Annotated in this window: 29 protein-coding genes; 16 read left to right on the top strand and 13 right to left on the bottom strand. The window is 62.3% G+C overall.

Annotated features, from left to right (window positions below; translation table 11 throughout):
• The first annotated feature begins 240 nt into the window (after positions 1–240).
• From CO671_RS16180 to ybaK, 3 genes are all read left to right on the top strand, one after another.
• Positions 241–1,302 (top strand): succinylglutamate desuccinylase/aspartoacylase family protein, encoded by a 1,062-nt coding sequence (locus tag CO671_RS16180; protein WP_097606776.1) that lies wholly within the window; start codon positions 241–243, stop codon positions 1,300–1,302.
• Positions 1,303–1,392: 90 nt separating this feature from the next.
• Entirely contained in the window at positions 1,393–1,743 is a 351-nt protein-coding gene (locus tag CO671_RS16175; RefSeq protein ID WP_097606775.1) for an ArsC family reductase, read from the top strand.
• A gap of 10 nt (positions 1,744–1,753) precedes the next feature.
• Positions 1,754–2,227, top strand: coding sequence for a Cys-tRNA(Pro) deacylase (gene ybaK / locus CO671_RS16170; RefSeq protein WP_010030733.1), 474 nt, complete (start codon positions 1,754–1,756; stop codon positions 2,225–2,227).
• On the opposite strand, the gene CO671_RS16165 is transcribed toward ybaK, so the two are convergent.
• Positions 2,228–2,671 carry a MarR family transcriptional regulator gene (locus CO671_RS16165; RefSeq protein ID WP_097606956.1) on the bottom strand — a complete coding sequence of 148 codons (444 nt, stop codon included), beginning with the start codon at positions 2,669–2,671 and terminating at the stop codon, positions 2,228–2,230. It abuts the gene before it with no gap.
• A 79-nt stretch (positions 2,672–2,750) separates the two neighbouring features.
• On the opposite strand from CO671_RS16165, the gene CO671_RS16160 reads away from it, so the two are divergent.
• Both CO671_RS16160 and CO671_RS16155 read left to right on the top strand, forming a co-directional pair.
• The gene (locus CO671_RS16160; protein ID WP_097606774.1) at positions 2,751–3,434 is read left to right on the top strand and encodes a glutathione S-transferase family protein; all 684 of its coding nucleotides are present in this window, start codon (positions 2,751–2,753) and stop codon (positions 3,432–3,434) included.
• Positions 3,435–3,556: 122 nt separating this feature from the next.
• Positions 3,557–4,810: an aminopeptidase gene (locus CO671_RS16155; protein ID WP_097606773.1), complete on the top strand. Its 1,254-nt coding sequence runs from the start codon at positions 3,557–3,559 to the stop codon at positions 4,808–4,810.
• Here the strand turns inward: CO671_RS16155 and CO671_RS16150 are convergent.
• Entirely contained in the window at positions 4,758–5,669 is a 912-nt protein-coding gene (locus CO671_RS16150; RefSeq protein ID WP_097606772.1) for an EamA family transporter, read from the bottom strand. The two genes, CO671_RS16155 and CO671_RS16150, sit on opposite strands and share 53 nt — an antisense overlap.
• 81 nt (positions 5,670–5,750) lie before the next feature.
• Here CO671_RS16150 and CO671_RS16145 point away from each other — a divergent pair, with 81 nt between their 5' ends.
• Positions 5,751–6,248, top strand: coding sequence for a MarR family transcriptional regulator (locus CO671_RS16145; RefSeq protein WP_097606771.1), 498 nt, complete (start codon positions 5,751–5,753; stop codon positions 6,246–6,248).
• Here CO671_RS16145 and CO671_RS16140 read toward each other — a convergent pair whose 3' ends face one another.
• Together CO671_RS16140 and xseA are read right to left on the bottom strand one after the other, a co-directional pair.
• Entirely contained in the window at positions 6,249–6,839 is a 591-nt protein-coding gene (locus CO671_RS16140; protein WP_097606770.1) for an NAD(P)H-dependent oxidoreductase, read from the bottom strand.
• 2 nt (positions 6,840–6,841) lie between these two features.
• Positions 6,842–8,422 (bottom strand): exodeoxyribonuclease VII large subunit, encoded by a 1,581-nt coding sequence (gene xseA, locus CO671_RS16135; protein ID WP_097606769.1) that lies wholly within the window; start codon positions 8,420–8,422, stop codon positions 6,842–6,844.
• A gap of 328 nt (positions 8,423–8,750) precedes the next feature.
• On the opposite strand from xseA, the gene CO671_RS16130 reads away from it, so the two are divergent.
• Positions 8,751–8,993, top strand: coding sequence for a hypothetical protein (locus CO671_RS16130; RefSeq protein ID WP_038686303.1), 243 nt, complete (start codon positions 8,751–8,753; stop codon positions 8,991–8,993).
• A gap of 382 nt (positions 8,994–9,375) precedes the next feature.
• On the opposite strand, the gene CO671_RS16115 is transcribed toward CO671_RS16130, so the two are convergent.
• The gene (locus CO671_RS16115) at positions 9,376–11,223 is read right to left on the bottom strand and encodes a hypothetical protein (RefSeq protein ID WP_097606768.1); all 1,848 of its coding nucleotides are present in this window, start codon (positions 11,221–11,223) and stop codon (positions 9,376–9,378) included.
• A 161-nt stretch (positions 11,224–11,384) separates the two neighbouring features.
• Here CO671_RS16115 and CO671_RS16110 point away from each other — a divergent pair, with 161 nt between their 5' ends.
• Positions 11,385–12,392, top strand: a complete 1,008-nt coding sequence (locus CO671_RS16110) for a glycosyltransferase (RefSeq protein ID WP_097606767.1) — start codon at positions 11,385–11,387, stop codon at positions 12,390–12,392.
• Entirely contained in the window at positions 12,389–12,763 is a 375-nt protein-coding gene (locus CO671_RS16105; protein ID WP_097606766.1) for a GtrA family protein, read from the top strand. The genes CO671_RS16110 and CO671_RS16105 overlap by 4 nt, the downstream gene beginning before the upstream one ends.
• Before the next feature lie 3 nt (positions 12,764–12,766).
• On the opposite strand, the gene CO671_RS16100 is transcribed toward CO671_RS16105, so the two are convergent.
• Entirely contained in the window at positions 12,767–13,753 is a 987-nt protein-coding gene (locus tag CO671_RS16100; protein WP_097606765.1) for a Gfo/Idh/MocA family oxidoreductase, read from the bottom strand.
• Positions 13,754–13,990: 237 nt separating this feature from the next.
• Here CO671_RS16100 and CO671_RS16095 point away from each other — a divergent pair, with 237 nt between their 5' ends.
• Entirely contained in the window at positions 13,991–14,938 is a 948-nt protein-coding gene (locus CO671_RS16095; protein ID WP_097606764.1) for an aldo/keto reductase, read from the top strand.
• 12 nt (positions 14,939–14,950) lie between these two features.
• A complete protein-coding gene (locus CO671_RS16090) occupies positions 14,951–15,394 on the top strand; it encodes a GNAT family N-acetyltransferase (RefSeq protein ID WP_097606763.1) in 444 nt (147 codons plus the stop codon).
• Here CO671_RS16090 and CO671_RS16085 read toward each other — a convergent pair.
• The gene (locus CO671_RS16085; protein ID WP_097606955.1) at positions 15,384–16,001 is read right to left on the bottom strand and encodes a hypothetical protein; all 618 of its coding nucleotides are present in this window, start codon (positions 15,999–16,001) and stop codon (positions 15,384–15,386) included. The two genes, CO671_RS16090 and CO671_RS16085, sit on opposite strands and share 11 nt — an antisense overlap.
• Before the next feature lie 146 nt (positions 16,002–16,147).
• Between CO671_RS16085 and CO671_RS16080 the strand changes: the two genes are divergently transcribed.
• A complete protein-coding gene (locus CO671_RS16080) occupies positions 16,148–16,645 on the top strand; it encodes a ferritin-like domain-containing protein (RefSeq protein WP_097606762.1) in 498 nt (165 codons plus the stop codon).
• A gap of 39 nt (positions 16,646–16,684) precedes the next feature.
• Here CO671_RS16080 and CO671_RS16075 read toward each other — a convergent pair whose 3' ends face one another.
• The gene (locus CO671_RS16075) at positions 16,685–17,581 is read right to left on the bottom strand and encodes a LysR family transcriptional regulator (protein WP_097606761.1); all 897 of its coding nucleotides are present in this window, start codon (positions 17,579–17,581) and stop codon (positions 16,685–16,687) included.
• 130 nt (positions 17,582–17,711) lie between these two features.
• Here CO671_RS16075 and CO671_RS16070 point away from each other — a divergent pair, with 130 nt between their 5' ends.
• The gene (locus CO671_RS16070; RefSeq protein ID WP_097606760.1) at positions 17,712–18,707 is read left to right on the top strand and encodes an aldo/keto reductase; all 996 of its coding nucleotides are present in this window, start codon (positions 17,712–17,714) and stop codon (positions 18,705–18,707) included.
• A gap of 90 nt (positions 18,708–18,797) precedes the next feature.
• Positions 18,798–19,157, top strand: coding sequence for a nuclear transport factor 2 family protein (locus CO671_RS16065; RefSeq protein ID WP_064681472.1), 360 nt, complete (start codon positions 18,798–18,800; stop codon positions 19,155–19,157).
• A gap of 54 nt (positions 19,158–19,211) precedes the next feature.
• On the opposite strand, the gene pheT is transcribed toward CO671_RS16065, so the two are convergent.
• From pheT to infC, 5 genes are all read right to left on the bottom strand, one after another.
• Entirely contained in the window at positions 19,212–21,635 is a 2,424-nt protein-coding gene (gene pheT, locus CO671_RS16060) for a phenylalanine--tRNA ligase subunit beta (protein ID WP_097606759.1), read from the bottom strand.
• 16 nt (positions 21,636–21,651) lie between these two features.
• Positions 21,652–22,734 (bottom strand): phenylalanine--tRNA ligase subunit alpha, encoded by a 1,083-nt coding sequence (pheS, locus tag CO671_RS16055; RefSeq protein ID WP_097606758.1) that lies wholly within the window; start codon positions 22,732–22,734, stop codon positions 21,652–21,654.
• 248 nt (positions 22,735–22,982) lie between these two features.
• Positions 22,983–23,387, bottom strand: a complete 405-nt coding sequence (gene rplT, locus CO671_RS16050) for a 50S ribosomal protein L20 (protein WP_064681475.1) — start codon at positions 23,385–23,387, stop codon at positions 22,983–22,985.
• A 38-nt stretch (positions 23,388–23,425) separates the two neighbouring features.
• Positions 23,426–23,629, bottom strand: coding sequence for a 50S ribosomal protein L35 (rpmI, locus tag CO671_RS16045; protein WP_003570998.1), 204 nt, complete (start codon positions 23,627–23,629; stop codon positions 23,426–23,428).
• Between the two features lie 310 nt (positions 23,630–23,939).
• Positions 23,940–24,476, bottom strand: coding sequence for a translation initiation factor IF-3 (gene infC / locus CO671_RS16040; protein WP_082928759.1), 537 nt, complete (start codon positions 24,474–24,476; stop codon positions 23,940–23,942).
• Between the two features lie 178 nt (positions 24,477–24,654).
• Here infC and CO671_RS16035 point away from each other — a divergent pair, with 178 nt between their 5' ends.
• Together CO671_RS16035 and CO671_RS16030 are read left to right on the top strand one after the other, a co-directional pair.
• Positions 24,655–25,497, top strand: coding sequence for an alpha/beta hydrolase (locus CO671_RS16035; protein WP_097606757.1), 843 nt, complete (start codon positions 24,655–24,657; stop codon positions 25,495–25,497).
• Positions 25,498–25,645: 148 nt separating this feature from the next.
• Positions 25,646–26,245: a transglutaminase-like cysteine peptidase gene (locus tag CO671_RS16030; protein ID WP_097606756.1), complete on the top strand. Its 600-nt coding sequence runs from the start codon at positions 25,646–25,648 to the stop codon at positions 26,243–26,245.
• Positions 26,246–26,605 lie beyond the last annotated feature (360 nt).

Below are 26,605 nucleotides of genomic sequence, written 5' to 3'. Positions count from 1 at the left end.
TTCTGCCTTGCAGGCGTATCTTTCGCCCCGTATTTGGAGCGCGAGGCGGTCATGACGACCTGACAGGCCATGAACCAATTCCTGCTGATCCACAGCGTTCTCGGAAAAACCGGATACCACATCATCGATCGCTGGCCGCTTTTCGGCTGAGAGTCCGTGCCCGGTGAGGCTTGCGCTTGCCGGATATCCGCGCATAAAGCTGGACGAACCGTTGGGTCGGCAAACGCGGAGCACGACAGCATGGACGTTTCAGAGATCATCATCCCGGGCGACACCCCGGGAACGGAATGGCGGCTGCCAGTGCTGCGCTTCAAGGGTCGCGATCCGAAGGCGCCGACAATCTATATCCAGGCGGCACTGCATGCCGGCGAGCTGCCGGGAACGGCGCTGCTGCATATCCTCTGCGAGCGGCTCCGGCAGGCGGAAAGCCAAGGCGGGATCACCGGCCGCATCACCATCGTGCCGCAGGCCAATCCGATCGGTGCGGCGCAGTCGCATTTCGGTGATTTGCAGGGCCGTTTCGACCTTGGCTCGCGCACCAATTTCAACCGGGATTTCCCGCTGATCTCCATTGCCGATCGGGCGACGCTGATCGAAGAGCTCGACGATTACCCGGCTACCGACAGGTTGAAGCGGCAGCTACTGCATATGGCGCTCGGCGCCGATCTCGTCCTCGACCTGCATTGCGACGACGAATCGCTGCAATATGCCTATATCGACGAGGCGTTCTGGCCGGAGGCGGCCGATCTCGCCGCCGCGCTCGACATGGAGGCCGTGCTGCTTTCGGATGGCGAAAGCTCCGCCTTCGAGGAGGCCGTCGGCTTTGCATGGAAATATGAAATCCCCGGCGAACGACGGTCCATGCTGCCGGGCAAGCTTTCGGTCACGGTCGAGCTGCGCGGCAAGCGCGATGTCGATCCGGCGCTGGCGAAGCGGGATGCGGACGGGCTCTGGCGTTTCCTCACATCACGCGGGATCGTCAGCGACGAACCGGTGGCGCCGGCCGCGTTTGCCGGCCCGGCCGTGCCACTCGACAATGTCGAGATCATCCGGGCTCCCGAAGGCGGCGCCGTGCTCTTCCATCGCGCGATCGGCGACAGGGTTGTGGAGGGCGAGCGTCTGGCGACGATCATCACCCGGCCGGGGCAAGTTGATGGCAGCATCGATGTGCAGGCGCCGCAGGACGGGCTGATCCTGACCCGGACCTCGGACCGGCTGGTGCGGCGGCGCGGCGACCTGATGAAGATCGTCTGCGCCGGGCCCAGCAAGACGTCGCGCGAGGCCGGCACGCTGGAGAGCTGAGGAGGCGCTGCCGGGAATAAAGCTCACATGGCGTTTGCGCCGGCCTTCGCGCATGCTATCCCGCTGCCATCACACGGAGATCGATCGGGTATGGCCGTTACCATCTATGGCATCAAGAATTGCGACACGATGAAGAAGGCCCGCAGCTGGCTGGAAGACCACGACGTCGCCTATGAATTTCACGATTACAAGGCGCTCGGCATCGACCGCGCCCATCTCGAAGCCTGGATCGACCAGGCCGGCCTCGACACGGTGCTCAACCGCGCCGGCACGACATTCCGCAAACTGCCCGATGCCGAGCGCGAGAACCTGAGCCGGGAGAAAGCCATCGCGCTGATGCTCGACCAGCCGTCGATGATCAAGCGGCCGGTGCTGGAGGCGAAGGACAAGCTGGTAATCGGCTTCAAGCCGGAAATTTACACCGGCACATTTGGCGGCTGACAGGCTTCTTATGTCCAAGACCACCCGCGCGACACAGGTTCTTTCCAAGGCCGGCATCGCCTTCACCATCCACACCTATGATTACGATCCCGGCGCCGAGCGCGTCGGGCTGCAGGCGGCCGAGGCTTTGGGCGAAGCACCGCATCGGGTGTTGAAGACGCTGATGGCGGAGCTCGACGGCAAGCCGGTCTGCGTCGTGGTGCCGTCGGACCGCGAAGTCAGCATGAAGAAACTCGCCAGCGCCTTTGGCGGCAAGTCGGCCAATATGATGAAACCCGCCGATGCCGAGCGGCTGACGGGCTATCACGTCGGCGGCATCAGCCCCTTCGGCCAGAAGAAGACCGTGCCGACGGCGATCGAGGAGACCGCCCTTATTGAACCGCTCGTCTATATCAATGGCGGGCAGCGCGGGCTGCAGGTGCGGCTCGACCCGAAGGACGCGCTGGCGGTGTTGAAGGCCGTCGGCGCGCCATTGATCGCCTGATCACAGGAAACGCGCGAGCAAGGCCGAGATGCTCTCTGCCTCGCTTTCGGTGAGCCTGCAGGCGATATGGCTCTCGATCGATCTGGCATAGACCACCCACATGCGTTCGCGGAGCTGCCGGCCGGCTTCGGTGATGACAACCCAGCGACCGCGTCCATCCTCCGCTAAGACTTCGCGCCGGACGAGCCCCTCTCCTTCCAGCCGGTCGATAAGGCGGGAAAGATTATACTGCGCAAGCAAAGTCCGCTCTTCGATCTCATAGGGGCGCAACCTGCCATCATCGGCGCGCGCCAGTTCCCACAGCACGTCATACCAGGCAAGCGGCGGCATGCCGGCCGCTTTCAGCTCGGCTTCGATGGCTGCAAGCAAGCGCTCGCGGGCGCGCATGATGCTCGTCCAGGCACGGGTGGTGGCTTCGCTCGGTTTCGGCATGTTCTCGGACATAAATGCAATTACATCTATCTTGAATTCCGCCGCAAGCGATATTAGATGCATTTGCATGGATTGTGACCAGGAGATTTCCATGAGCAGGCTTACCCTCATCAGCCACCATCTCTGCCCCTATGTGCAGCGCGCCGCGATCACGCTGCTTGAAAAGGGCGTGCCATTCGAGCGCATCAACATCGATCTCGCCAACAAGCCGGATTGGTTCCTGAAGATTTCACCGCTCGGCAAGGTGCCGCTGCTGCGGATCGAGGAAGAGGACGGCAGCGAGGCGGTGCTCTTCGAAAGCAGCGTCATCTGCGAATATCTGGAGGAAACGCAGGCGGGCGCCGCCCTGCATCCGGCCGATCCGCTCACCCGCGCCCGCCACCGCGGCTGGATGGAATTCGGCTCGTCCGTGCTTTCCGACCTCTGGGGTTATGAAACGGCGCAGGATGCGCTGCAGCTCGACGCCAAGCGCAAAGCCCTCATCGCCAAATTCGCAACGATCGAGAGCGCACTGACAGACGGGCCTTATTTCGCGGGCAGCAGCTTCGGGCTCGTCGACGCCGTCTTTGCGCCGGTCTTTCGTTATTTCGACCTCTTCGACACGCTCGGCGACAGCGGCATATTCGATGGATTGGAGCGGGTGAAGCGCTGGCGCAAGGCTCTTTCCGCGCGGGCGAGTGTCCGGGCGGCTGTCGGCCCTGATTACCCGCAGCGGCTGATGGAATTCCTCGAAAAACATTCCTCGATCCTGCTCAGGCAGTCTGCCGCAGCGTAAAGGCCTAGCAAGCGGCCGGACAAGACCGGCCGCTTCAATTCGGCAGCGGCACTTCATTTTCGCCGCAAACGGGTCTAAGTCTTCCAGCTTTCCACCATCGATGACAGAAAGCAGGTCGAACCATGACTTTCATGCCCCAAAGCCAGAACGCTGTTGATCCCGTCAAGCTGGAGAAGCTTGCGGAAGTCGCCGTCAAGGTCGGCCTTCAGCTGCAGAGAGGTCAGGACCTGGTCGTCACCGCGCCTGTCGTGGCGCTGCCGCTCGTGCGGCTGATCACCAAACAGGCCTATCAGGCCGGCGCCGGATTGGTGAGCGCCTTCTATTCCGACGAGGAAACGACGCTTTCGCGCTATCAGTACGGCAGCGACGAAAGCTTCGACCGCGCCTCCGACTGGCTCTATGAGGGCATGGCCAAGGCCTATGCCAATGGAGCGGCCCGCCTTGCGGTTGCCGGCGACAACCCGTTGCTGCTGTCCGAGGAGGATGCCGGCAAGGTCGGCCGCGCCAATCGCGCCACTTCCACGGCCTACAAGCCGGCGCTGGAGAAGATTTCGAATTTCGACATCAACTGGAACATCGTTTCCTATCCCAATCCGTCCTGGGCCAAGGTGGTCTTTCCCGACGATCCGGAGCCGATCGCGATCGCCAAGCTCGCCAGGGCGATCTTTGCCGCCTCGCGCGTCGATGTGGACGATCCCATCGCCGCCTGGGCGGAACACAATGCCAATCTCGCCAAGCGCTCCGCCTGGCTGAACGGCGAGCGCTTCGCGTCGCTGCATTTCAAGGGGCCGGGCACCGATCTGACGGTCGGCCTTGCCGACGGGCATGAATGGCATGGCGGCGCCTCCACCGCCAAGAACGGCATCACCTGCAATCCGAACATTCCGACCGAGGAGGTGTTCACCACGCCGCATGCGCTGCGCGTCGAAGGCCATGTTTCCAGCACCAAGCCGCTGTCGCACCAGGGCACGCTGATCGACAATATCCAGGTACGCTTCGAGGGCGGGCGGATCGTCGAGGCAAAGGCGTCGCGCGGCGAAGAGGTGTTGAACAAGGTGCTCGATACCGACGAGGGCGCGCGCCGGCTCGGTGAAGTGGCGCTGGTGCCGCATTCCTCGCCGATCTCGGCGAGCGGCATCCTGTTCTACAATACCCTGTTCGACGAAAACGCCTCCTGCCATATCGCGCTCGGCCAGTGCTATTCCAAGTGCTTCCTGAACGGCGCGACGCTGAGCCAGGAGGAGATCAAGGCGCAGGGCGGCAATTCCAGCCTGATCCATATCGACTGGATGATCGGCTCGGACAAGGTCGATATCGACGGCCTCAGGCCGGATGGTTCGCGGGTTGCGGTGATGCGGCAGGGCGAGTGGGCCTGACCGGCATCGTCGCGCGCTGACTGAGCCAGACGCCGGCGAGCACCAGGGCGAAGCCGGCGACCTGCGCCGGCGCCAGGCTCTGGCCGAGCGCCAGCCAGCCGAGCAGGGTCGCGACGACAGGGCTCAGAAAGCCGAGCGAGGCGGCCGCCGAGGGTTCGATGCGCGACAGGCCGCGGAACCAGAGCAGATAGGTGAAGGCTGCGCCGATCAGGCCGAGATAGGCGATACCGGCAATGTTTGCGGCGCTGAGTGCCGGCAGCGCCGGCTCGAGGAAAAGCGCAACAGGCACCAGCAGGATGCCACCTGCCGTCAGTTGCCAGGCGGTGAAGGTGAGGTTCGATACCGGCGGCGCCCAGCGCCGCGTCAGCACCGTGCCGAAGGCCATCGAGACGGCGCCGGCGAGACCGGCAGCGATCCCGACGGGATCAAGCGCCGCCTTCGGCGTCAATACCAGCAATCCGACGCCGGCCATGCCGGCAAGACCGGCCAGCACGGCCAGCGGCCGAACCGGCTTGCCGAGGAAAAACCGCGACAGGGCGATGACGATCAGCGGCTGCACCGCGCCGACCGTTGCGGCAACGCCGCCCGGGAGCCTGTAGGCCGAGACGAAGAGCATCGCCCAGAAGAACGAGAAGTTCAGCGCGCCGAGAATGAAGGCCCTTCCCCACCAGATGCCGAAAGGCAGCTTCCTTACCAGGAGCAGAAGCAGCAGCCCGGCCGGCAGGGCTCTCAGCATTGCGACTGCCAGCGGATATCCTGCCGGAAGGAAGGAAGTGGTGACGATATAGGTGCTGCCCCAGATGGCGGGTGCGAGCGCGGTCATCAGCACATCGGTCAAATATCGAGGATTTGTCTTCATCTCAAGAATCTCTATATCAAGATAAATCCAGAATAGCCCATTTTATCTTGACGTCAAGATATCTACTGGTATCGATGGGGAATGGATGAAGACAAGCAAGATCACGTCGACAGAATCCTGGCGCAATGGCGGCGCGAGCGCCCGGACCTCGACGTCGAGCCGATGGGCATCCTCGGACGCCTGAAGCGCCTCGGCACGCATCTCGGCCGCGAAGTGGAGGCGGTGCTGCTGAAGCACGGGCTTTCCACTTCGTCCTTCGACGTGCTGGCCACCCTTCGCCGCTCCGGCGCGCCTCATCGGCTCTCACCCGGCGAGCTTCTGGAGATGACGATGGTCAGCTCCGGCACGATGACGAACCGCATCGATCAGTTGGAGAAGGCGGGCTTCGTCGAACGCATCGTCAATCCCGACGACAGGCGCAGCGTGTTGATCGCACTGACGGATAAGGGGTTCGCGACCGTCGAAGAGGCAGTCGGCGCCCATGTCGCCAACCAGCAGCGGCTGACGCGCAACCTGACCGCTGAGGACAAGGCCGCGTTCGACCGGCTGCTCAAGAAGTTTCTGTCGGATTTCGAATAATCAGATGGCGGCGAGCGCCTTGCGGACGCGCTCCAGATGCGCCTTGCGCCTGGCTTCCGTGGCGCGGTCCATGTCGTGCAGGCTCAGCATGCGGAAGACGAGCTTCTTCGAACAGAAGTTGGCAATGCCCCGCTTCAGCAGGCGGCGGACGGGGTTGCCCATATAGAGATGAACCAGCCACCAGGGCGAGCCCGTCGTCGTCAGCGCATAAAGCAGCCTGATATTGGTGAGCCGCGGCACGATGCGGCCGCCGGCGGCATCATGCGTGAAGGCCACACCTGGCGCGAAGATGCGATCGAAGAACCCCTTCAGAATGGCCGGGAAATTGAACCACCACTGCGGAAAGACGAGGATGAGACCGTCGGCCGACTGCAGCCGGGCAACGATATCGGCGACGGCCGACGTATCGTAGGGCGTGTCGAAATAAGTGCGGCGATCGGCCTCGGACAGGCGCGGATCGAAATCCTCGGCGTAGAGGTCAAGCAGATCGACGACATGGCCGGAGCCTTCCAAGGCTTCGCGAGCCGTGCGCGCCACCGAGGCGGCAAAACTTTCCGGCAGCGGATGGGCAAGCACCAACAGGATCTGCATCGTCAGAACAGACTTCCCTGTTTCGTCGGCTCGGCGGGCTTTGCGCTGCGCTTCTTGGCGCTGGCGGGCGGCATGCCGCCTTCGGTGGTGACGGCGCCGATGCGGCCGTCGGCGAATTCGATCGAGACCACAGCGCCGGCCGAAAGACCTGCCGCCTGCGAGACCGGCCTGTCCTCCTCGTCGCGGATAACGGCGTAGCCGCGCTTCAGCACATTCTTGTAGGAAAGCGACTGCAGCACCCGATCCTGTGCGGAAAGCTCGGCCCGGGCACGCGTCAATTGGTGGCGAATTGCCGTGTCGGCATGGCGCGAAAGATTGCCGAGGCGCTCGCGGGAGCGGTCGGTTTGCGTCTTCAACCGTGCCGGCAGCGAGGCAAGGATTGCTTCGGCGCGCTGGACGCGCGATGTCGAACGGTCGATCAGCCGCTCGACCATACGCTCGGCCCGCACCATCCGCTCATTCAGCCTCTGCCGCCGCTCGGCGATACGATTGGACAGAACATCAGGGCGCAGATGCGCAGCGACACGCTCGAAGCCGCGGCGCTTGTTGACGGTGTTGAGTTCGAGCCCACGGCCAAGGCCGGCCGCCGCCTCGTCGAAACGACGGCGCGGCAAGGCGAGAAGCTGGTCGAGCGAGGGCAATGCCCGCATCAAACCACGGACGGACTGGCGGCGCTGATCCATCTGCCGGCTCATGCAGCCTTGCAGGCGGGCGGCAAGGGCCGCAAGCTGCGCCTCGAGCTCCGCCTTGACGGGCACGGCCATTTCCGCCGCTCCGGTCGGCGTCGGGGCGCGGACATCGGCGGCATAATCGATCAGCGTCCAATCGGTCTCGTGACCGACAGCCGAGATCAGCGGGATCCGGCTTTCGGCCGCCGCGCGCACGACGATCTCGTCGTTGAAACTCCAGAGATCTTCCAGGCTGCCGCCGCCGCGCGCGACGATCAGCACATCGGGACGGGCAACCGCACCTCCCGGCTCCAGCCCATTGAAGCCGCGGATGGCGTTGGCCACCTCCTCGCCGGCCCCCTCGCCCTGAACCTTCACCGGCCAGACGAGGACATGCACGGGAAATCGGTCGGAGATCCGGTGCAGGATATCGCGGATCACGGCGCCGGTCGGCGAGGTGACGACGCCGATCACCTTGGGCATGAAGGGCAGCCGCTTCTTGCGGGCGGCATCGAACAGGCCCTCGGCACCGAGCTTGCGTTTGCGCTCTTCGATCAGCGCCATCAGCGCGCCGGCGCCGGCCGGCTCCAGCGTCTCGATGACGATCTGATATTTCGAAGAGCCGGGAAAGGTGGTGACCTTGCCGGTGGCGATCACCTCCATGCCCTCTTCCGGACGGAACTTCAGCCGCGAGAAGGTGGTCTTCCAGATGACGGCGTCGATGCGGGCGCGATCGTCCTTCAGCGCGAAATAGGCATGACCCGAGGAGTGCGGCCCACGATAGCCTGATATTTCGCCGCGCACGCGAACCTGATCGAAGGCCGTTTCGACGGTACGCTTGATCGAGCCGGAAAGCTCCGAAACCGAATATTCGGCAAGGTTGGTCGGCGAATCGCTGTCGAAGAGGTTGCTCATCCCTTCTTTCTATGTCGATCGGCGGCAAACAGGAAGGTCGCGATCGCGCCAAGGCCGGTTTCCCCGGCAGTCGAGCCGATGGTGAAATGACTTCGCAGGGCGGGCGCTGATCTACGTCCCTCCTACAGGCGGTCGTTGTGCGCAAAAAAAACGCAACAAAATCGAGTAAATCTGTTTTGCGGGGGAACGCTTAGTTAGACTGTGCGTTTCAGTCGAAAGGGATTGCTAACCACCGCAATGCAAAGGCTTTTCGGCCGATATGACCGGTAAATCTTTGTTAGGTGGCGCTTCCTATGCTTCCCCTCGTTCTCTTCGGGAAGGTGCTGAAATGATTATTCTCACAGCAGCAGCATTAGGCATCAGCGCCGCGCAAATGCGCTCGGCCGCAGCGATCGCATTGATCGCCGCGCTGATCGGAATCACCTTCGCGCTGGCGGCGATAACCTCGCCAGGGCCGGTGTCGCTCCTGGCGCTCCTCTATGCCATTCTCGGCTACAATGGCGGCCTGATCCTTTACGTGCTCGGCCTCTATGCCCATGCACGCTTTCGCGCGCCGCGTGTTTCCCATTAGAGCCTTTCCTGGTTAGATTGAAGCATTCTGTTGGCTCAAACGGAGTCGGATGGTCGACCGGCCGGGGCGCGTCGTAGCCCAGCTCTACGGCCAAGCCGGCCGGTCGATCAGACGGCCCGTTTCAGCCAACCCTCCCGCAGATTTGCTAGGCAAATCTGCAAGACTCAAAAGCGCCGGACGCACTGATCGCTTCGCCGCGGCGAAGCGATGCGGCCGGTGGGCCGGGCATGTTTTCGCCAGGATCAGAGGCGATCGGCTCGGACGTACCAAGGGGTATGCCCATCGCCAATCGCCTCTGCCCTGACGAAAATCTGCTCCGGCAGAATGCTTCAATCTAACCAGGAAAGGCTCTAACGATTTGCCATCACGATGATCGCCGGCGTCAATTCGTCGCCGGCCGATAGTGAAAGAACTGCACAGCCGCATCCGCCGCTTTCGAAACCGGCTCCAGATAGGGCGGAATATTTCCTTTGCCGAGCTGCGCATAGAGGCCGTCCGGCTTTAGTTTCGCGAGCTGCCGTGTCTGCGGATCACCGGGGCAGAAGGCAAGCGTCGTGACGCCTGCCCCCTTCAGAAAAGCTTCCGCCTGCTGCGGCTCAGCCATGCCGATATGCAACTCCGTCAGCATGCCGCCCTGATTGCGGTGATAGGGGGCCGAAAGAACTCGGTTTGGCGTAAATCGGAGAATTGCGACGCCCATTTCCGATGGCGCGGAGACGAGGCCGACCGGAAGCCCGGAAAGCGGCGCCAGTGCCTCTCGCGATGCACAGGCCTTTTCCTTTGCCGGTTCCGACGCCTTCTTCTGCGCCTCATTCTGCATCTGCAGCGAGATGAGCCCACCACCGACGGCCCAGGCGGCGGGGACGCCTGCAAGCACCGTCACCACATAGACGAAGGCGACGGCGATATTTTCGCTGTCACTGTTGGAGATGCGCCTGATATCGATGATCAGCAGGGCAAGCGGCAGGATGGAGATGAGGTTCGAGAAGGTCGAGCCGCGCACCTGGACGAGCGCGATCGCCCAGCTGATTGCAAGCAGGAACAGCAGAACAAGGTGAATCTGCACGCGGTCGCGCTGAACGATGCGGAAGATGCAGACGGCGATGCCGAAAAGACCGGCCGCATAGAAGGCGCCGATATCGAAAGCTTCGCTGCGCGCCAAAGCGAAGATCGACCTCGCCTCGGAAACATTCCGCAGCCAGAGTTCGACGAGCATGGGATCGAGACCGGCCAGCGGATCGCTCAGGCACTGCGGCGCGATCACGACAGCCGAACCGAGGACGCCGGCGCCGACGACGGCGAGCGCCGCAAAGCGCAGCGGCCTGGTGAGTCCGCTCGCAAACACCGCGCAAAACAGCAGAAGCCCGCCGCCGATCGCCGCCAGGCTGTAATAACCGAGCGAGAGATTGTCGCAGGTGACCATCGAATAGAGCCGCGGCGGCACCGTTGCGAAGAAGAGGATGCTGATCATCATCGCCAGCGCGAGCCCGAAGGACTGGGCGGCGACGGCAAAATCTTTGCCCTCCCATGCCCAGAGAACGGCGACCGTCAGGCAGACGGCGGCAACGAAGGGCGTCGTCTCGGCGCCGATGGCGATGGCGATGGCGGCCGCAATGCCGGCAACCGCATAGCTCCAGCCGCGACGCTTCGGATCCAGCAGCATCGCCGTCATTGTCGCGACCAGCGCCAGTTGCGCATTGTGATGATCGATGGCGCCCGGCGCGAACCGGTTGCCGGTATAGATCGCGAGCGCGGTCAGCCCGAGACTGATATGCATGCCGGCAGCGCCGCCGATGCGCCGGCCGGCAACGGCCATGGCGAGCATGGCGGGCAGGATGAGCGATACGGGCCAGATGCCGAGCGCGATCGCCTCGGCCGTCTCACGCGGCGCAAACAGGCCGAAGAACCAGATCAGCGAAGCGATCGGCAGGTCGATCAACCGCGACCAGTGCATCAGCGTGCCGCCATTGAGGCCGAGACGATATTGCATCAGATCGAACCAGCCCTGGCCGGCGAGAAAATCGCGCACCTCGACGAGGCGCATGCCATCGTCATTGTCGGGGCCGACGTAATCGGTAGCGCCATAGAGCTTGGTGACGACGATGACGGCGGCGAGAATGACGCTATAGGCGATGACGGTCGGCCACAGACGCATCAGAAGGCCGCGGATGCCGCCGCTCGGGATATCGGTCGCGGATGATGTGTTGGTGATCGGCTGTACGGCGTTCATCGTGGTTAGCGGTTCGTTTCCGGATGGCCGAACCTTAGCCGCCGCCGATCAAGAAAGTGTAAAGCCGGCTGCCGGCGCGGCCGATTCTGCCTGCGTTATAGGGTCTTATTAACGCTGCATGATTTAGGCTGATGGCGGCTTTCAGTGTAACGAGTAGAGTCATGGCCCGATCGCGTACCCATCACCCGGACATTGCCGTCCTGCTTCCCTGTTATAATGAAGCCGCAACGATCGGCTCTGTGGTGCAGGGCTTCCGGGCAACGCTGCCGGATGCCGCGATCCACGTCTACGACAACAATTCCACCGACGGAACCGCGCTGAAGGCGATGCTGGCCGGTGCGCATGTCGTGCGCGAGCGGCGGCAGGGCAAGGGTCATGTCGTGCGCCGGATGTTCGCCGACATCGAGGCCGACATCTACATCATCGCGGACGGCGACGGAACTTATGCGCCAGGCGATGCCGAGGAGTTGGTGCGCACACTTCTGACCGAGCGCGCCGACATGGTTGTCGGAACCCGGCGCGGCGTGCATGCCGATGCCGGCCGTCAGGGCCACGCGGTCGGCAACCGGCTTTTCAACCTGCTCTACCGGACGATCTTCGGCCCTGATTTCACCGATATCTTTTCCGGCTACCGCGCCTTCTCGCGCCGTTTCGTCAAGAGCTTCCCGGCCGTATCGGGCGGCTTCGAGATCGAAACCGAGATGTCGGTGCATGCCTCACGGCTGAAGCTGCCGGTCAGCGAACTTGAACTCGACTATGGCCGGCGGCCGGAAGGCTCGCACTCCAAGCTTTCGACGTTCCGCGACGGCGCCAAGATTCTCTGGATGTTTGCGATGCTGATGAAGGAGACCCGGCCCTTCGCCTTCTTCAGCGCGATCAGCGGCCTCTTCATGCTGGCGAGCCTCGGCTTCATGACGCCGGTGCTGGCGGAATATTTCGAGACGGGTCTTGTCAGCCGCATGCCGACCTGGGTTCTGTCGACGGCGCTGATGATGATCTCCTTCATGCTGTTCACCGCCGGCGTCATCCTGGATTCCGTCGCCCGCGCCCGCGCCGAGCAGCTGCGTATCCACTATATGAGCCTGGAAACGCTGAGCGCTGCCAAGCTGCCTGATCGCGAGCCGGCACCGGCGCTGCGCGCCGGCCGCGGCAAGGCGGATGCAGCGTGAAGAAGCTCATCCGTTTCGCGATTGCCGGCGGCATCGGCTTTCTCGTCGATGCAGGTGTGCTGTCGGCGCTGCTCGATCTGACGCCGCTCGGGCCCTTCCTGGCGCGGCTGATCGCGATCGCCCTCGCAATGGCGGCGACCTGGGCTTTCAACCGGAACTTCACCTTCGATCGCTCCGGCCGCTCGCTCGCCGCCGAAGGCTTCCGCTACGGCTCGGTCGGCGTCACGGCGGCGTTCGTCAATTACGGGCTTTATTCCGCGCTGCTGCTTTCTCTGCCCGGGCTTCAGCCGCTTGCGGCGATGGTGGTTGCCAGCGTCGCCGCGATGGTCTTCAGCTTCTTCGGCTATTCGCGCTTCGTCTTCCGCGCGTGATCATCAGACCGCCTCCCAGCCGTCCTTCTCGCTGGCGCGATAGATCGCATCGATGACCTTCTGGTTCAGCTTCGAATTTTCCAGCGTGACGATCTCTTCCTTGCCGTTCTTTACCGCCCGAGCGAAAGCCTCGACCTCGCGCCTGTACTGGCGGTTGTCCTGGAAGCGGAAGATACGCGATTCATTGTGGCTGCGATCGGCAAGTTCGATCTCTTCCGGCCCCCAGCGATTGGCGTTGAACGGCGACTTGACCTCGATGTAACCGTCGGTGCCATGGAAGACCATGATCTGGCGGTTGGCCATCTGCGTCGAGACATAGAAGCTCAGCTCGAAATCGTCGAAGTCAGCCTTGACGCTCGAATAGATATCGGTGCCGAAATCCGGATCGCGCTCGGTAATCGCCTGGATCCGGAGCGGCTCCTTGCCGGTCGAAAATCGCGTGCTCATGACGGGATAGACGCCGATATCGGGAAGGCCGCCACCGCCGAGCTCGGGGATGTTGCGCATATTGGCGGGATCGCGGTTGAAATAGGTGAACGCGCCCTGCACATGCCGGAGCGAACCGATCGCGCCCTCATCGATCAGCGAGCGCACCTTCTGCCAGACCGGCGAATAGGTGATCATATAGGCTTCCGTGACCACCACCTTATTGCGGTCGCGAGCGGCGATCACCGCGTCGATATCGTCGGCCTTCAGCGCCAAGGGCTTTTCGCAGAGCACATGCTTGCCGGCATCGGCTGCTTTGATCGACCATTCGATATGCTGCGAGGTCGGCAGCGGGATATAGACGGCGTCGATGACATCGGAGGCCAGCATCTCCTCATAGGAGCCGAAGGCATGCGGCACGGAGAAGCGGTCGGCCATCTCCCTTGCGCGCGCGAGATCCCGGCTCGCAATCGCCGTGACGACACAATTTTCCGCGTCCTGGATAGCGGGAACGACATTGTCGCGACCGATCTTCGCCGTCGAAATGATACCGAAACGCAGCATGTCCAAACCTCCCGGAACTGATGTCCGCGAACCATATTCAGGGCTTCGCTGCGGCGCAATGGTGCGACATGAAATCACGGAAGTTTGGTTTTCCGGATGCAGAGAACGCGCTAGTTTACCTCAGATCGTTAGAGCATGATGTCGTCCGAAAACCGCTTACACTTTTCGGCGTCATGCTCCGGGGCGGCGTTCTGCCGTATCCGCGATTTCACTTACCTAACGATTTTGGAGAGCGTCATGGAAATGCGCAGGCTTGGAAAAACAGGTCTTTCGGTCGCGCCGATCGTCATCGGCGGCAATGTCTTCGGCTGGACGGCCGACGAGAAAACATCCTTCGCCATTCTCGACGCCTTTTTCGATGCGGGCCTGAACGCGATCGATACGGCGGATGTCTATTCCGCCTGGGCTCCCGGCAACAAGGGCGGCGATTCCGAGGAGATCATCGGGCGCTGGCTGAAGCAGGCGAGGATTTCGCGCGACCAAGCCGTCATCATCACCAAGGTCGGCTCGGACATGGGGCGGGGAAAGACGCTGAAGGCGAGCTATATTCTGCAAGCGGTCGAAGCGTCGCTCAGCCGGCTGCAGACCGACTACATCGACCTCTATCTCTCGCATTGGCCGGACGCCGATACGCCGCACGAGGAAACGCTCGGCGCCTATGCCAAGCTGAAAGCGCAGGGCAAGATCCGCGCCATCGGCTGCTCGAATTATGACGCGGGGCTGCTGCAGGCTTCCTTCGACGCTGCCGAAAAGGCCGGTCTGCCGCGTTACGACGTGCTGCAGCCGGAATATAATCTCTACGCACGTGCGAGCTTCGAGGGGCCGCTCGCCGAGCTTTGCGTCAAGGAAGATATCGGTGTCATCACCTATTTCAGCCTCGCCGCCGGCTTCCTCACCGGCAAATACCGCAGCAAGGCCGATACCCAGGGCCGCGCCCGCGAGGGCCGGGTTTCGCAATATCTCGACGAAAAGGGCCTTCGCATTCTCGCCGCGCTCGACAAGGTGTCTGCCGAGACCGGCGCCAAGCCGGCGGAAATCTCGCTTGCCTGGCTCTTGCGCAAGAAGGGCGTGACGGCGCCGATCGCCAGCGCCACCAGCCTTTCGCAACTCGAGAGCCTGGTGAAAGCGGCGACACTTTCGCTTTCCGATGACGCGATGGCGTTGCTCGACGAAGCCGGGCGCTGAGAGAACAGGACGATGACCATGACGATACGCGATGCCCGCCCCGAAGACGAAACCCGCTGGCGCCAACTCTGGGCGGCCTATCTCGCCTTTTACCAGGTGACCGTCGATGCCGATATCACCGACCAGACCTGGCGCCGGGTCTTCGATCCGGCCTCGGCGATCACCATGCGCGTCGCCGAGATCGACGGCAGGATCATGGGCTTTGCGCTCTATCTCACCCATGAGGGCACGTGGATTCGCGGCAGGGACTGCTATCTCGAAGACCTGTTCGTCGATCCCGAGGCGCGCGGCAAGGGCGTCGGCCGGGCGCTGATGGACGATCTCGTCGCGCTCGGCAAGGCGAAGGGCTGGTCGCGGCTTTATTGGCATACGAGCGAAAACAACAAGACCGCCCGGGCGCTCTATGACAGCTATGTCGAGAGCGACGGCCACATCCGCTATCGCATCAGCTTCTGAGCGCGGGAAATCCCTCGTAGAAAGCGCCATGATCGCCCTCCCAGTTCGCCATGCCCGGCTTGGTAAGGATGCCGCGCGGGCTGACATAGCTCTGGATGATCCGCTTCGGCCGTTCGTGCCACTGGATATTGAAGGCCCAGAGCTTGGGGAAGAAACAGAGCGAGGCATAAGGCAGGTGGTCGTGGATCCACCAGGCGAGCCGCTGCCAGTCGCTTTCATCGCGATAGCGGTCGATCATCCACGGTACGGCAATACAGACGGCTGCGCCCAAGCAGCCGTCGAAATCCCTGATATCCCAGATGTGATGGGCTGATGTGGCGGCATTGGTCGAGCAGTTCAGCTTGTTCTCGTTGCCAAACCTGTTGACGTCAGGCGAGCGATAGCCGGAGCGAATGTGCAGGCGCCCGAACGTTGCCTCCAGCGGCTCCAGCAATTCCTCGCACAGCCTTTTGCCGGCCTCGATTGCCAGGTCGGGATCCACGGGAATGTTGGGGATGCGGTAGAAATCGGCGATTTCGGAATGCAGGAAATCGCGGAAGAAGAAGTTTTGCGACAGCCGCACGCGGCCCAGATCCTCCAGACCTTTCATCGAACCCGGCTTCCGCATCATTTTTCCTCCCGACATCAACGGCGGGATGATTGCCCGGCGAAGATTTCCAGTCCACCCGAAATCGCTCGGGAACAATTTGCGCAATCCTTGCTTCTTAATGTGTCGCCGCGTTCGCGGCCTTTCCCAAAACAAGGATCGAGAAAATGGCCAAGGAAAAGACGTTGGAAGATCTCTTCTACGACACGCTCAAGGATATTTACTTCGCCGAGCGGCAGATATTGCGCGCCCTGCCGAAGATGGCGCGGGCCGCCCAGTCCTCCGACCTGAAGGCGGGCTTCCAGAAGCATCTCGAGGAAACCGAAGCCCAGGTCGAGCGCCTGCAGCAGGTGTTCGAAAAGATCGGCAAGCGCGCCCAGGGCAAGACCTGCGAGGCGATCCAGGGCATTATCGCCGAGGGCGAAGAGATCATGGAAGAATTCAAGGGCACGCCGGCGCTGGATGCCGGTCTGATTTCGGCCGCGCAGTCCGTCGAACACTATGAGATCGCCCGTTACGGCACGCTGAAAACCTGGGCTGCAACGCTCGGCCTCAAGGATGTCGTCAGCCTGCTCGATCAGACGCTGCAGGAAGAGACGGCCACCGACAAGAAACTCTCGCAGCTCGCCACCACCGCGGCGAACCAGAAGGCGAAGGCCGCCTGACCCATATGGAAGGGTGGCCGTCATTTCGACCGGCCACCCTTATCCGTCTCCCGCATATTTGAAGAAGTCTATGAAGGCGCGCAGCGCCGGCCGCATCTGCCGCCGGCTCGGATAATAGACGAATGGGCCGGGATAGGGCGCGCACCAATCTTCCAGCACCCGCACCAGTCTGCCGGCTGCCAGTTCGGCATGAGCCCGCATGTCGAAGAGATAGGCGAGGCCGGCACCGTTCAGCGCCGCGAGCAGGGCCAGCCGGTCTTCGCTGACAACAAGCGGCCCATCGACTGCAACGATCAGTTCCTGACCGTCCTTTTCGAATTCCCAGCGATAGATGGAGCCGTTGGTGAAGCGCCGTTTGATGCAGCGGTGATGGACAAGATCGCGCGGATGCTCCGGCTTCGGGTAACGCTCGAAATAATCCGGCGAGGCCGCGATGACAGTCGTCAGCTTGGGCGAGATCCTGACGGCGATCATATCGGCCTCGAGGCTCTCCTCCAGGCGGATGCCGGCGTCGAAACCCTCCCTGACAATATCGGTGAAACCGTCCTCATTGGCGATCTCCAGAGTGATGTCGGGGTAGAGATTGAGAAAATCGCCGAGGCGCGGGGCGAGCAAAATATCGGAGGCGAAACGCGGCGCGGTGATGCGCAGATTTCCCGCGGGCTTGCCGCGCGTATCTCTGACGGCCTCCAAGGCAACATCGATCTCCTCCAGCGCCGGGCGGAGCCTTTCGAGGAGCAGGCGGCCCTCCTCCGTCGGCGCGACGCTGCGGGTGGTGCGCGCCAGAAGTCTGACGCCCAGGCTTTCCTCAAGGCTCGAGATCGCATGGCTGATGGCCGACGGCGCGACGAGGAGGTCCCTGGCCGCCGCACGAAAGCTGCGATGCTCGGAAACGGCGGCGAGAACGGCGAGTTGCGAGAGCTGAGTTCTGTTCATTGATCGAAATGATAGAACAGGCCGTTAGAAACTGCATGCATTTTCTGATCGATGCGCCGCCGATATCATCTGCCCGTACCGCAACGATATCCTCAGCGGTTCACAATCAGCTCAGAACAAGGAGCGCATCATGAAAACCCGGAAACTCGGAAACGACCTCACCGTCTCAGCCGTTGGCCTCGGCTGCATGGGCATGAGCTTTGCCTATGGCGCCAGCGATGAAGCGGAATCGATCCGGACGCTCAATCGCGCCGTCGATCTCGGCGTCACCTTCTTCGACACTGCCGAAGTCTACGGTCCTTTCACCAACGAAGTCCTCCTCGGAAAAGCGCTGAAGCCGTTTCGCGACCGCGTGGTGATCGCCACCAAATTCGGCTTCAAGATCGATACCAGTAAGGCGGGCGCTGCCGCCATCGCCGGCGTCGACAGCCGCCCCGAACATGTCAGGGCGGTTGCCGAGGTTTCCCTGAAACGTCTCGGCATCGAGACCATCGACCTGCTCTACCAGCACCGGGTCGACCCCAACGTGCCGATCGAGGAGACGGTCGGGGTCATGGCCGAGCTGGTGAGGGAAGGCAAGGTCCGCGCGCTCGGCCTTTCGGAAGCCGGCAGCGCCACCATCCGCCGGGCGCATGCGGTCCATCCGATCGCGGCGCTTCAGAGCGAATATTCGCTCTGGACCCGCGATCCCGAAGAGGACGTGCTTGCCACCTGCCGTGAACTCGGCATTGGCTTCGTGCCCTACAGCCCGCTCGGCCGCGGCTTCCTGACGGGAGCGATCCGCAAGGCCGACGATCTCGCCGCCGACGATTTCCGCCGGCAGGTGCCGCGTTTCCAGGCGGAAAATTTCGATGCCAACGTCGCCCTCGTCGCAGCGCTCGAAGAGCTTGCAGCCGAAAAGGGCGTGACGGCCGCGCAACTGGCGCTGGCCTGGGTGCTGAGCCAGGGCGACGACATCGTGCCGATCCCCGGCGCCCGCAAGCTTCACCATCTCGAACAGAACGCCGCCGCTGCCGATATCACGCTGAGCGCAGCCGAACTGCAGCGGCTCGGCGAAGCGATCCCCGCCGCACAGGTGGCGGGAAAACGCTATTCGGACGCCTCGCTTGCGATGACGAATCTGTAATCGAAGAAGCCCGACCTGATGCACTCGGCCGGGCTTGCCTTCGCCGCCGGCGAAACTATCTAACGCCATCTCGGAGAACGGGATGGAAACATGTCGGACAGGCAGGCAGTCGAACAGACGGTTCATCTCTATGTCGAAGGCATGGCCTTCGCCAATGCGGCAGCCTTGAAGAAGGCCTTTCACCCGCAAAGCTCGATCATCGGCTACTACCAGAACGCCGTCGAATGGCTGACCCGGGACGAATTCATCACCGCGATCCTGGCGGAGGAGCCGGCGCCGCCCGGCACGCAGCCCTTCATGGACATACAAAGCGTCGATGTCGAGGGTGAGGCGGCGAGCGTCAAGGTCACCGACGATTTCGCCGGAATGCGCTTTACCGACTATCTCTCATTGCTGAAGATCGACGGCCGATGGGTGATCGTCAGCAAGCTCTACCATCTTCACACGTGAACGAATCGGCCGCCGCAACGACCGGTTCTTTGTTTTTGGCGAAGACTGGCGGGATCAGCTTCTGAGGACGCCGCCGGTGAATTTCGCGACGCTGGCGACGATCTTCTGCGTCAGCGCTTCGAAATCCTCATCCGTCAGCGTGCGCTCGACCGGCTGGATCTGAACCTCGATCGCCACCGACTTCTTGCCTTCGCCGACAGACGCACCTTCGAAGATATCGAAGACGTTGACGCCGGTGACGAGCTTGCGGTCTGCCCCGGTCGCAGCCTTGATGATGGCGCCCGATTCCACCGTCTTGTCGACGACGAAGGCGAAGTCGCGCTTGACCGCCTGGAAGGGTGACAGTTCCAGCGCCGGCTTGGTGCGGGTCGCCTTCTTCTTCGGCTCGGCCATCGCGTCGAGATAGACCTCGAAGCCACAGAGGGCGCCGGAGACATCGAGCGCTTCCAGGGTCAGCGGGTGGAATTCGCCGAAGTAACCGAGCACCACCTTCGGCCCCATCTTGATCGTGCCGGAGCGGCCGGGATGATACCATTCCGGGCCGCCCTGCTCGATCTGGATATTGCCCATCGGCAAGCCGCAGGCTTCGATGACGGCGAGCGCATCAGCCTTTGCGTCGAAGACGTCGACCGGTTTGCCGCCGCCCTTCACCGCATTCGACCACATGCGGCCTCCGCCGGTGAGCGAGGCAGTGCCGCGGCGGATGCCGCCGGCAACGCGGCGCTGACCGTCCGGCCTGTCATTCTCATAGGTGCCCGAGACCTCGAAAATCGCCACGTCGCCATAGCCTTTGTCGGCATTGCGCTGGGCAGCCGTCAGCAGGCCCGGCAGCAGCGAGGGGCGCATATCCGACATTTCGGCGGCGATCGGATTGGCAAGCTTGAGGGCCGGCGAACCGCCGCCGAAGAGCTTCGCCTGATCTTCCGGAATGAAGGACCAGGTGACGGCCTCCAGCATGCCGCGCGAGGCAAGCGCGCGCTTGGCCGCGCGGGTGCGGATCTGCAGCGTCGTCAGGATCCTGCCGTTAACGGCGGCATGGCTTTCGAGCGGCGCCGGCTTGATCTTGTCGACGCCGTGGATGCGCATGACCTCCTCGACGAGATCGGCCTTGCCGTCGACATCGGGGCGCCACGACGGAACGGAGACGGAAACGCGTTCGCCGGAGCCGGAAACCGTGAAGCCGAGGCGGGCGAGGATCGCGTTGCTTTCCTCCGTCGAGACTTCCAGGCCGGTCAGGCGCTTGACCTCCGAATAGGGGAAATCGACGACCTTCGGCTCGTGAGACTTGTAGCCGACGACCTCGGCCCGTGCGGCCGTGCCGCCGCAGAGCTCAAGCACCAGTTCCGTCGTGCGTTCGAGACCGGGAACCATATATTCCGGATCGACGCCGCGCTCGAAACGGTAGCGGGCATCGGTGATAATACCCAGGCTGCGGCCCGATTTGGCGATGTTCATCGGGTCCCAGAGGGCCGATTCGATCAGCACGTCGACGGTGTTCTCGTCGCAGCCGGAGTGTTCGCCGCCCATGATGCCGCCGATCGATTCGATCCCGTCTTCATCGGATATGACGACGTTGCTCGGACCAAGCTTGTATTCGCGCTGGTCGAGCGCCAGCACGGTCTCGCCTTCCCTGGCGCGGCGAACGGTGAGATTGCCCGTGACCTTGGCGGCGTCGAAGACGTGCATCGGCCGGCCCTGATCGAAGGTCATGTAATTGGTGATGTCGACCAGCGCGTTGATGGGGCGCAGGCCGATCGCGGTCAGCCGCTGCTGCATCCAGCGCGGGCTCGGGCCGTTCCTGACGCCGCGCACGAGGCGGAGCGAAAAGCCGGGGCAGAGCTTGGCATCGTCGAGATCGAGCGTCAGCCTGACCGGCGTTTCGCCTTCGACGGAAAAGGACGGCGCCGCCCGGGTCTTCAGCGTGCCGAGGCCGGAGGCAGCGAGATCACGGGCGATGCCGTGGATCGACGTGCAGTCCGGCCTGTTCGGCGTCAGGTTGATCTCGATGACCGGGTCGTCGAGATGCGCATAGGCGGCATAACTCTTTCCGACCGGCGCGTCGTCGGGCAGATCGATGATGCCGTCGTGACTGTCGGAGATCTGCATTTCCTTTTCGGAGCACATCATGCCGCGGCTTTCGACGCCGCGGATATTGCCGACGGCAAGTGTCGCATCGATTCCAGGAACATAGGTTCCGGGTGCGGCGAAGGCGCCGACGAGGCCGGCGCGCGCATTGGGAGCGCCGCAGACGACCTGGACCGGCGCACCGGTGCCGGTGTCGACCATCAGCACCTTCAGGCGATCGGCCTGCGGATGTTTTTCCGCCGAGACAACTCTTGCGATGACGAAGGGCTTGAATGCTGCCTTGTCGTCGACATCCTCCACTTCCAGCCCGATCTCGGTCAGGCGGGTGCAGATTTCATCGAGCGTGGCATCCGTTTCCAGATGCTCTTTCAGCCAGGAGAGCGTGAATTTCATCGTCTCAATTCTCCGTTCAAGCGCTGAGGCCGCCGAACAATGTCGGCATGTCGAGCGGGCGGAAGCCGTAATGCGTCATCCAGCGGACGTCGGCATTGAAGAAGTCGCGCAGGTCGGGCATGCCGTATTTCAGCATGGCGATGCGATCGAGGCCCATGCCCCAGGCAAAACCCTGATACTCGTCCGGATCGAGGCCGCCATAACGCAGCACGTTCGGATGCACCATGCCGCAGCCGAGAATCTCCATCCAATCGGTGCCTTCGCCGAACTTGACGATCGGGCCAGAGCGGTCGCACTGGATATCGACCTCGAAGGAGGGCTCGGTGAAGGGGAAGAAGGACGGGCGGAAACGCATCGTCACGCTGTCGACCTCGAAGAAGGTCTTGCAGAACTCCTCGAGCACCCAGCGGATATTGGCGACATTGGCCTTCTTGTCGATGACCAAGCCCTCGACCTGGTGGAACATCGGCGAATGCGTGGCGTCGCTGTCCTGGCGATAGGTCTTGCCGGGAATGATGATGCGGATCGGCGGCTTCTGCGCTTCCATGGTGCGCACCTGCACCGGCGAGGTGTGTGTGCGCAGCACCTTGCGCTCACCGTTTTCATCAGGATTGAAGAAGAACGTGTCGTGCATCTCGCGGGCCGGATGGCCTTCGGGAAAATTCAGCGCGGTGAAATTGTAATAATCGGTCTCGATATCGGGACCTTCGGCGATCGAGAACCCCATGTCGGCGAAGATCGCGGTGATCTCATCGACGATCTGGCTGATCGGATGGATGCGGCCGCGCTCGGCCGGTGAGGAGCGCACCGGCAGGCTGACATCGACGGTTTCGGCCTTCAGGCGGGCGTTGACCGCCGCCATTTTCAGCACCGACTTGCGTTCGGCGACGGCATCCGTCACCGCATTCTTCAGGGCGTTGATCGCAGCACCCCGGGTCTGGCGCTCCTCCGGCGTCATCGCGCCGAGCGTCTTCAGGAGTTCCGAGACCGAGCCCTTCTTGCCGAGCGCGGAGACGCGCACGGCTTCCAGGGCGGCCTCGTCATTGGCGGCGGCGATTTCCGCGAGCAGCGATGAGTTGAGCTGGTCGATATCTGACATTGTCACTTCTTTCCGTCCAGTATCAGGCGGGGATCGGGAGGCAGGCGGCGCCGACCGGCGCAAGGGATATAAAGAAAGAAAAACCCGCGCTAGCCCAAACCAGCGCGGGTTTCCCAAAATTCAAAAAAGCGTCAAGCTTGGGAAGCGCTGGCAGCGCATGTCCCGTGCGGGCGAAGCCCGCTCGAAAGGTACATGCGCCACTTTAAGCAGTTGAGCCAGCTTTGCGCGTTCTTAAGAACGCGCGCGGCTCAACGAACCGCGCCTTCAAACTCGTTGGCCGTACCGGTTTCCTTGAGGTATTCAAGGGCCTTCTTGGCAGCATTGACGAGCGCGCCGAACGCTTCCGGCTCGTGGATCGCCATGTCGGAGAGAACCTTGCGGTCGACTTCGATGCCGGCCTTGTTCAGGCCGTCGATGAAGCGGCCGTAGGTCAGGCCGAATTCGCGGACAGCGGCGTTGATGCGCTGGATCCAGAGCGCGCGGAAGTTGCGCTTGTTGACCTTGCGGTCGCGGTAAGCGTACTGCTTCGACCGGTCGACAGCGGCCTTGGCGGCGCGGATGGTGTTCTTGCGGCGGCCGTAAAAGCCCTTAGCGGCCTTCAGAACCTTCTTGTGCTTGGCGTGAGAGGTGACGCCTCTTTTTACACGTGCCATATCATGATCTCCTTAAATCTAGCGTTCGCGGACGAGTCTCAGAGACCGTTCGGCAGGTAATTCTTGATAACCTTGCGGCCATCCGGTTCTGCAAGAACCATCGTGCCACGTGCATCGCGAATGAACTTGTTGGTACGCTTGATCATGCCATGGCGCTTGCCGGCAGCGGCAGCCTTGACCTTGCCCGTCGCGGTGATCTTGAACCGCTTCTTGGCAGAGGACTTCGTCTTCATCTTGGGCATTTTGCTACTCCTTCTGTCCTCCCTGCGCGCTTCATCAAAAAAGCCCTCTCGCGAAGTCCGGTTCTCCGGCCGTCGCAACAAGGTGCGGGAGCGTTTGTTGTTGATCTGCGGCTTCGGCGACGAACCGTTCCGCAAGCATTCGAAACTGCCACGGCATGCCCTGCCGGTCAGTTCGGACGCGCGCTTATAACCGCAGCGTCATGAAAGTGCAACGGGGCCGCGGAGGAATCTTCGCCAGCCCAAAATCGGGAGGGCCGAAAGCACAAAAGCCGCCCTTGCGGACGGCCTTGGGCAAAAAGGTGTCTGGCGCTTACTTCGGCGCCAGCACCATCATCATCTGACGGCCTTCGAGCTTGGGCTCGGCTTCGACCTTGGCGATCTCAAGCGTGTCGGCCTTGACCTGCTGCAGAAGCTTCATGCCGAGCTCCTGGTGGGCCATTTCACGGCCGCGGAACTTCAGCGTCACCTTGACCTTGTCACCCTCGTCGAAGAAGCGGCCCATCGCCTTCATCTTCACCTCATAATCATGGGTGTCGATATTCGGGCGCATCTTGATTTCTTTGACTTCGACGATCTTCTGCTTCTTGCGCGCCTCGGCCGCCTTCTTCTGGTTGGCGTATTTCAGCTTGCCCAGATCGAGGATCTTGCACACCGGCGGTTCGGCATTGGGGGAAATTTCGACAAGATCGAGGCCGGCTTCTTCTGCCATTCTCAAGGCCTGGTCGGTGGGCACGATGCCCATATTCTGTCCGTCAGCCGCGATCAGCTGAACTTTGGGAATGCGGATTTCACGGTTCGAGCGCGGGCCGTCCTTCACGGGCGCATCGGTCTTAAAAGGTCTGCGAATGGTCGTATTCTCCTCGCGTTGTTTCCGGAATGTTGCAGCCGCGCGCTCCCGACCAGGGTGCACAAACGTATCTCGTTATCGCTGCAACGGAGTCAATATCATCCTTTAGCGGAAAAATCACCCGCTGTCAGCCTGCCAAGAATCTGTTTTATAGGCCAAAACAACAGGAGTTTCCCCGATGTCCGATCAGATGCCAAATGTCCAGCCGCAGTTCCTGACGGTCGGCGAAGGCGAGGCGGCGCGTGAGATCGCCATGCTGGTGCGCCCGGCGCAAGCCGGCAATAATGCCCCGACGCTCGTTTGGCTATCCGGCTACCGTTCCGACATGTGCGGTACCAAGGCATTGGAGCTCGACGGACTGGCGGGCGAACTCGGTACTGCCTGCATCCGCCTCGACTATTCCGGCCACGGGCTTTCCGGCGGCAGCTTTCGCGACGGCACGATCTCACGCTGGCTGGAGGAGGCGCTGGCCGTGATCCGCCACGTCGCGCCCGACCGGGTCATTCTCGTCGGCTCCTCGATGGGAGGCTGGATCGCGCTGCGGCTGGCGCAGGAGCTCGCGCGACAGGACGGCCCGAAGTTCGCCGGCCCAAAACTCGAAGGCCCAAAACTCGAAGGAATGGTGCTGATCGCGCCGGCGCCCGATTTCACCTCCGAACTGATCGAGCCGAACCTGACGGCCAAGGAGCGTAAGTCACTGGCGGAGCGCGGCTATTTCGAAGAGCGCTCGCAATACAGCCCGGAGCCGGACATCTATACCAGGGCGCTGATCGAGGATGGCCGCAAGAACCGCGTGCTCGACGGCATGATCGAAACGGGTTGCCCGGTGCATATTCTCCAGGGCATGAAGGATCCCGACGTGCCGCATGCGCATGCGATGAAACTTGTCGAGCACCTTCCTGCCGACGACGTGGTGCTGACCTTCATCCGCGACGGCGACCATCGCCTGTCCCGCCCAAGCGATATCGCTCTTATTCTGAGCGCCGTCAAAGGCATCATCCGCACCTCCATGGCCGGGTAATAACCTGCTGAACAAGCTCGCCGTCTTGTTGCATTTTAACCATGTCGGCGGGTCGCAACGTCCTTACAAGAAGTAACGATTGACTCTTCTCGGCCCTCTCCATTAACAGTTTGTTAATAATTAAGGGGCGATCGAGGAAAGAGCGGGCGTGCGGATCAAAGGTATCTTTGTGGCCATGATGGCCGTGTTTGCGATGGCGACTGCCGCCATCCCAGCTCCAAGCAGAAATGCTTCCATGGTAACAGGCAACGCCACTTCGCAGCCGATCGGCCATTATGATTTCTGTCAGACCCACAGCAGTGAATGCGGCGCAAACCGCAATGCAGGCCCTGTCGAGATGACCCCGGCCAAGTGGTCGCTCGTCCGTTCGGTCAACGCAACCATCAACCGCACGATCACGCCGATGACCGACAAGGAAATCTACGGCAAGGATGAAGTCTGGGCCTATCCGACCACCGCCGGCGACTGCGAGGATTTCGCGCTCCTGAAGCGCCGCATCCTGATCCAGCGCGGCGTTCCGGCCGCCGACCTGCTGATGACCGTCGTGCGCAAGCCCGATGGCGAGGGCCATGCCGTCCTGACGCTGCGCACCGCCGAGGGCGACTTCGTGCTCGACAACCTCGCCGCCGACGTCAAGCCGTGGTTCGGAACGCCCTATTCTTTCGTCAAGCGCCAGTCGAGCTACAATGCCGGCCGCTGGGTCACCATCGAGAACGGCCGCGACGTTCTGGTCGGCGCACTGCGCTGAGGATTTCAGGGGATGCGGGAAAAAGGCCGGCGAAAGCCGGCCTTTTGCTTTTGGGGGAATTGGAACCGCGTCAACCGCCACCTTTCGCTTCCGCTCAAGCTGTTCGTCGCTCACGCTCCTCACCCCTCATCTGCCCTTCAGGCATCTTCTCCCCGCTGGGGAGAAGCGGGAGCAAGCCGCATGCTCTCATTTTCCGCAAGAGCCAGAGGCTGCCACGATTCCCCTTCTCCCCAGCGGAGGTCCGAAGGACGGGCGAGACCCGTGGCTCGCCCAGGCTGATGCCGGCAGGCAGATGAGAATCTGTGTTGGTTGTCAAGGTGGATTTGGGGTCCAGAGTCGATCCTGAGAGAGAAGACAGTT

Origin of the sequence: Rhizobium sp. M10 (assembly GCF_002531955.1) — a bacterium.
GTDB lineage: Bacteria > Pseudomonadota > Alphaproteobacteria > Rhizobiales > Rhizobiaceae > Rhizobium > Rhizobium etli_C.
This window is presented reverse-complemented; position numbering and strand designations above follow the sequence as displayed.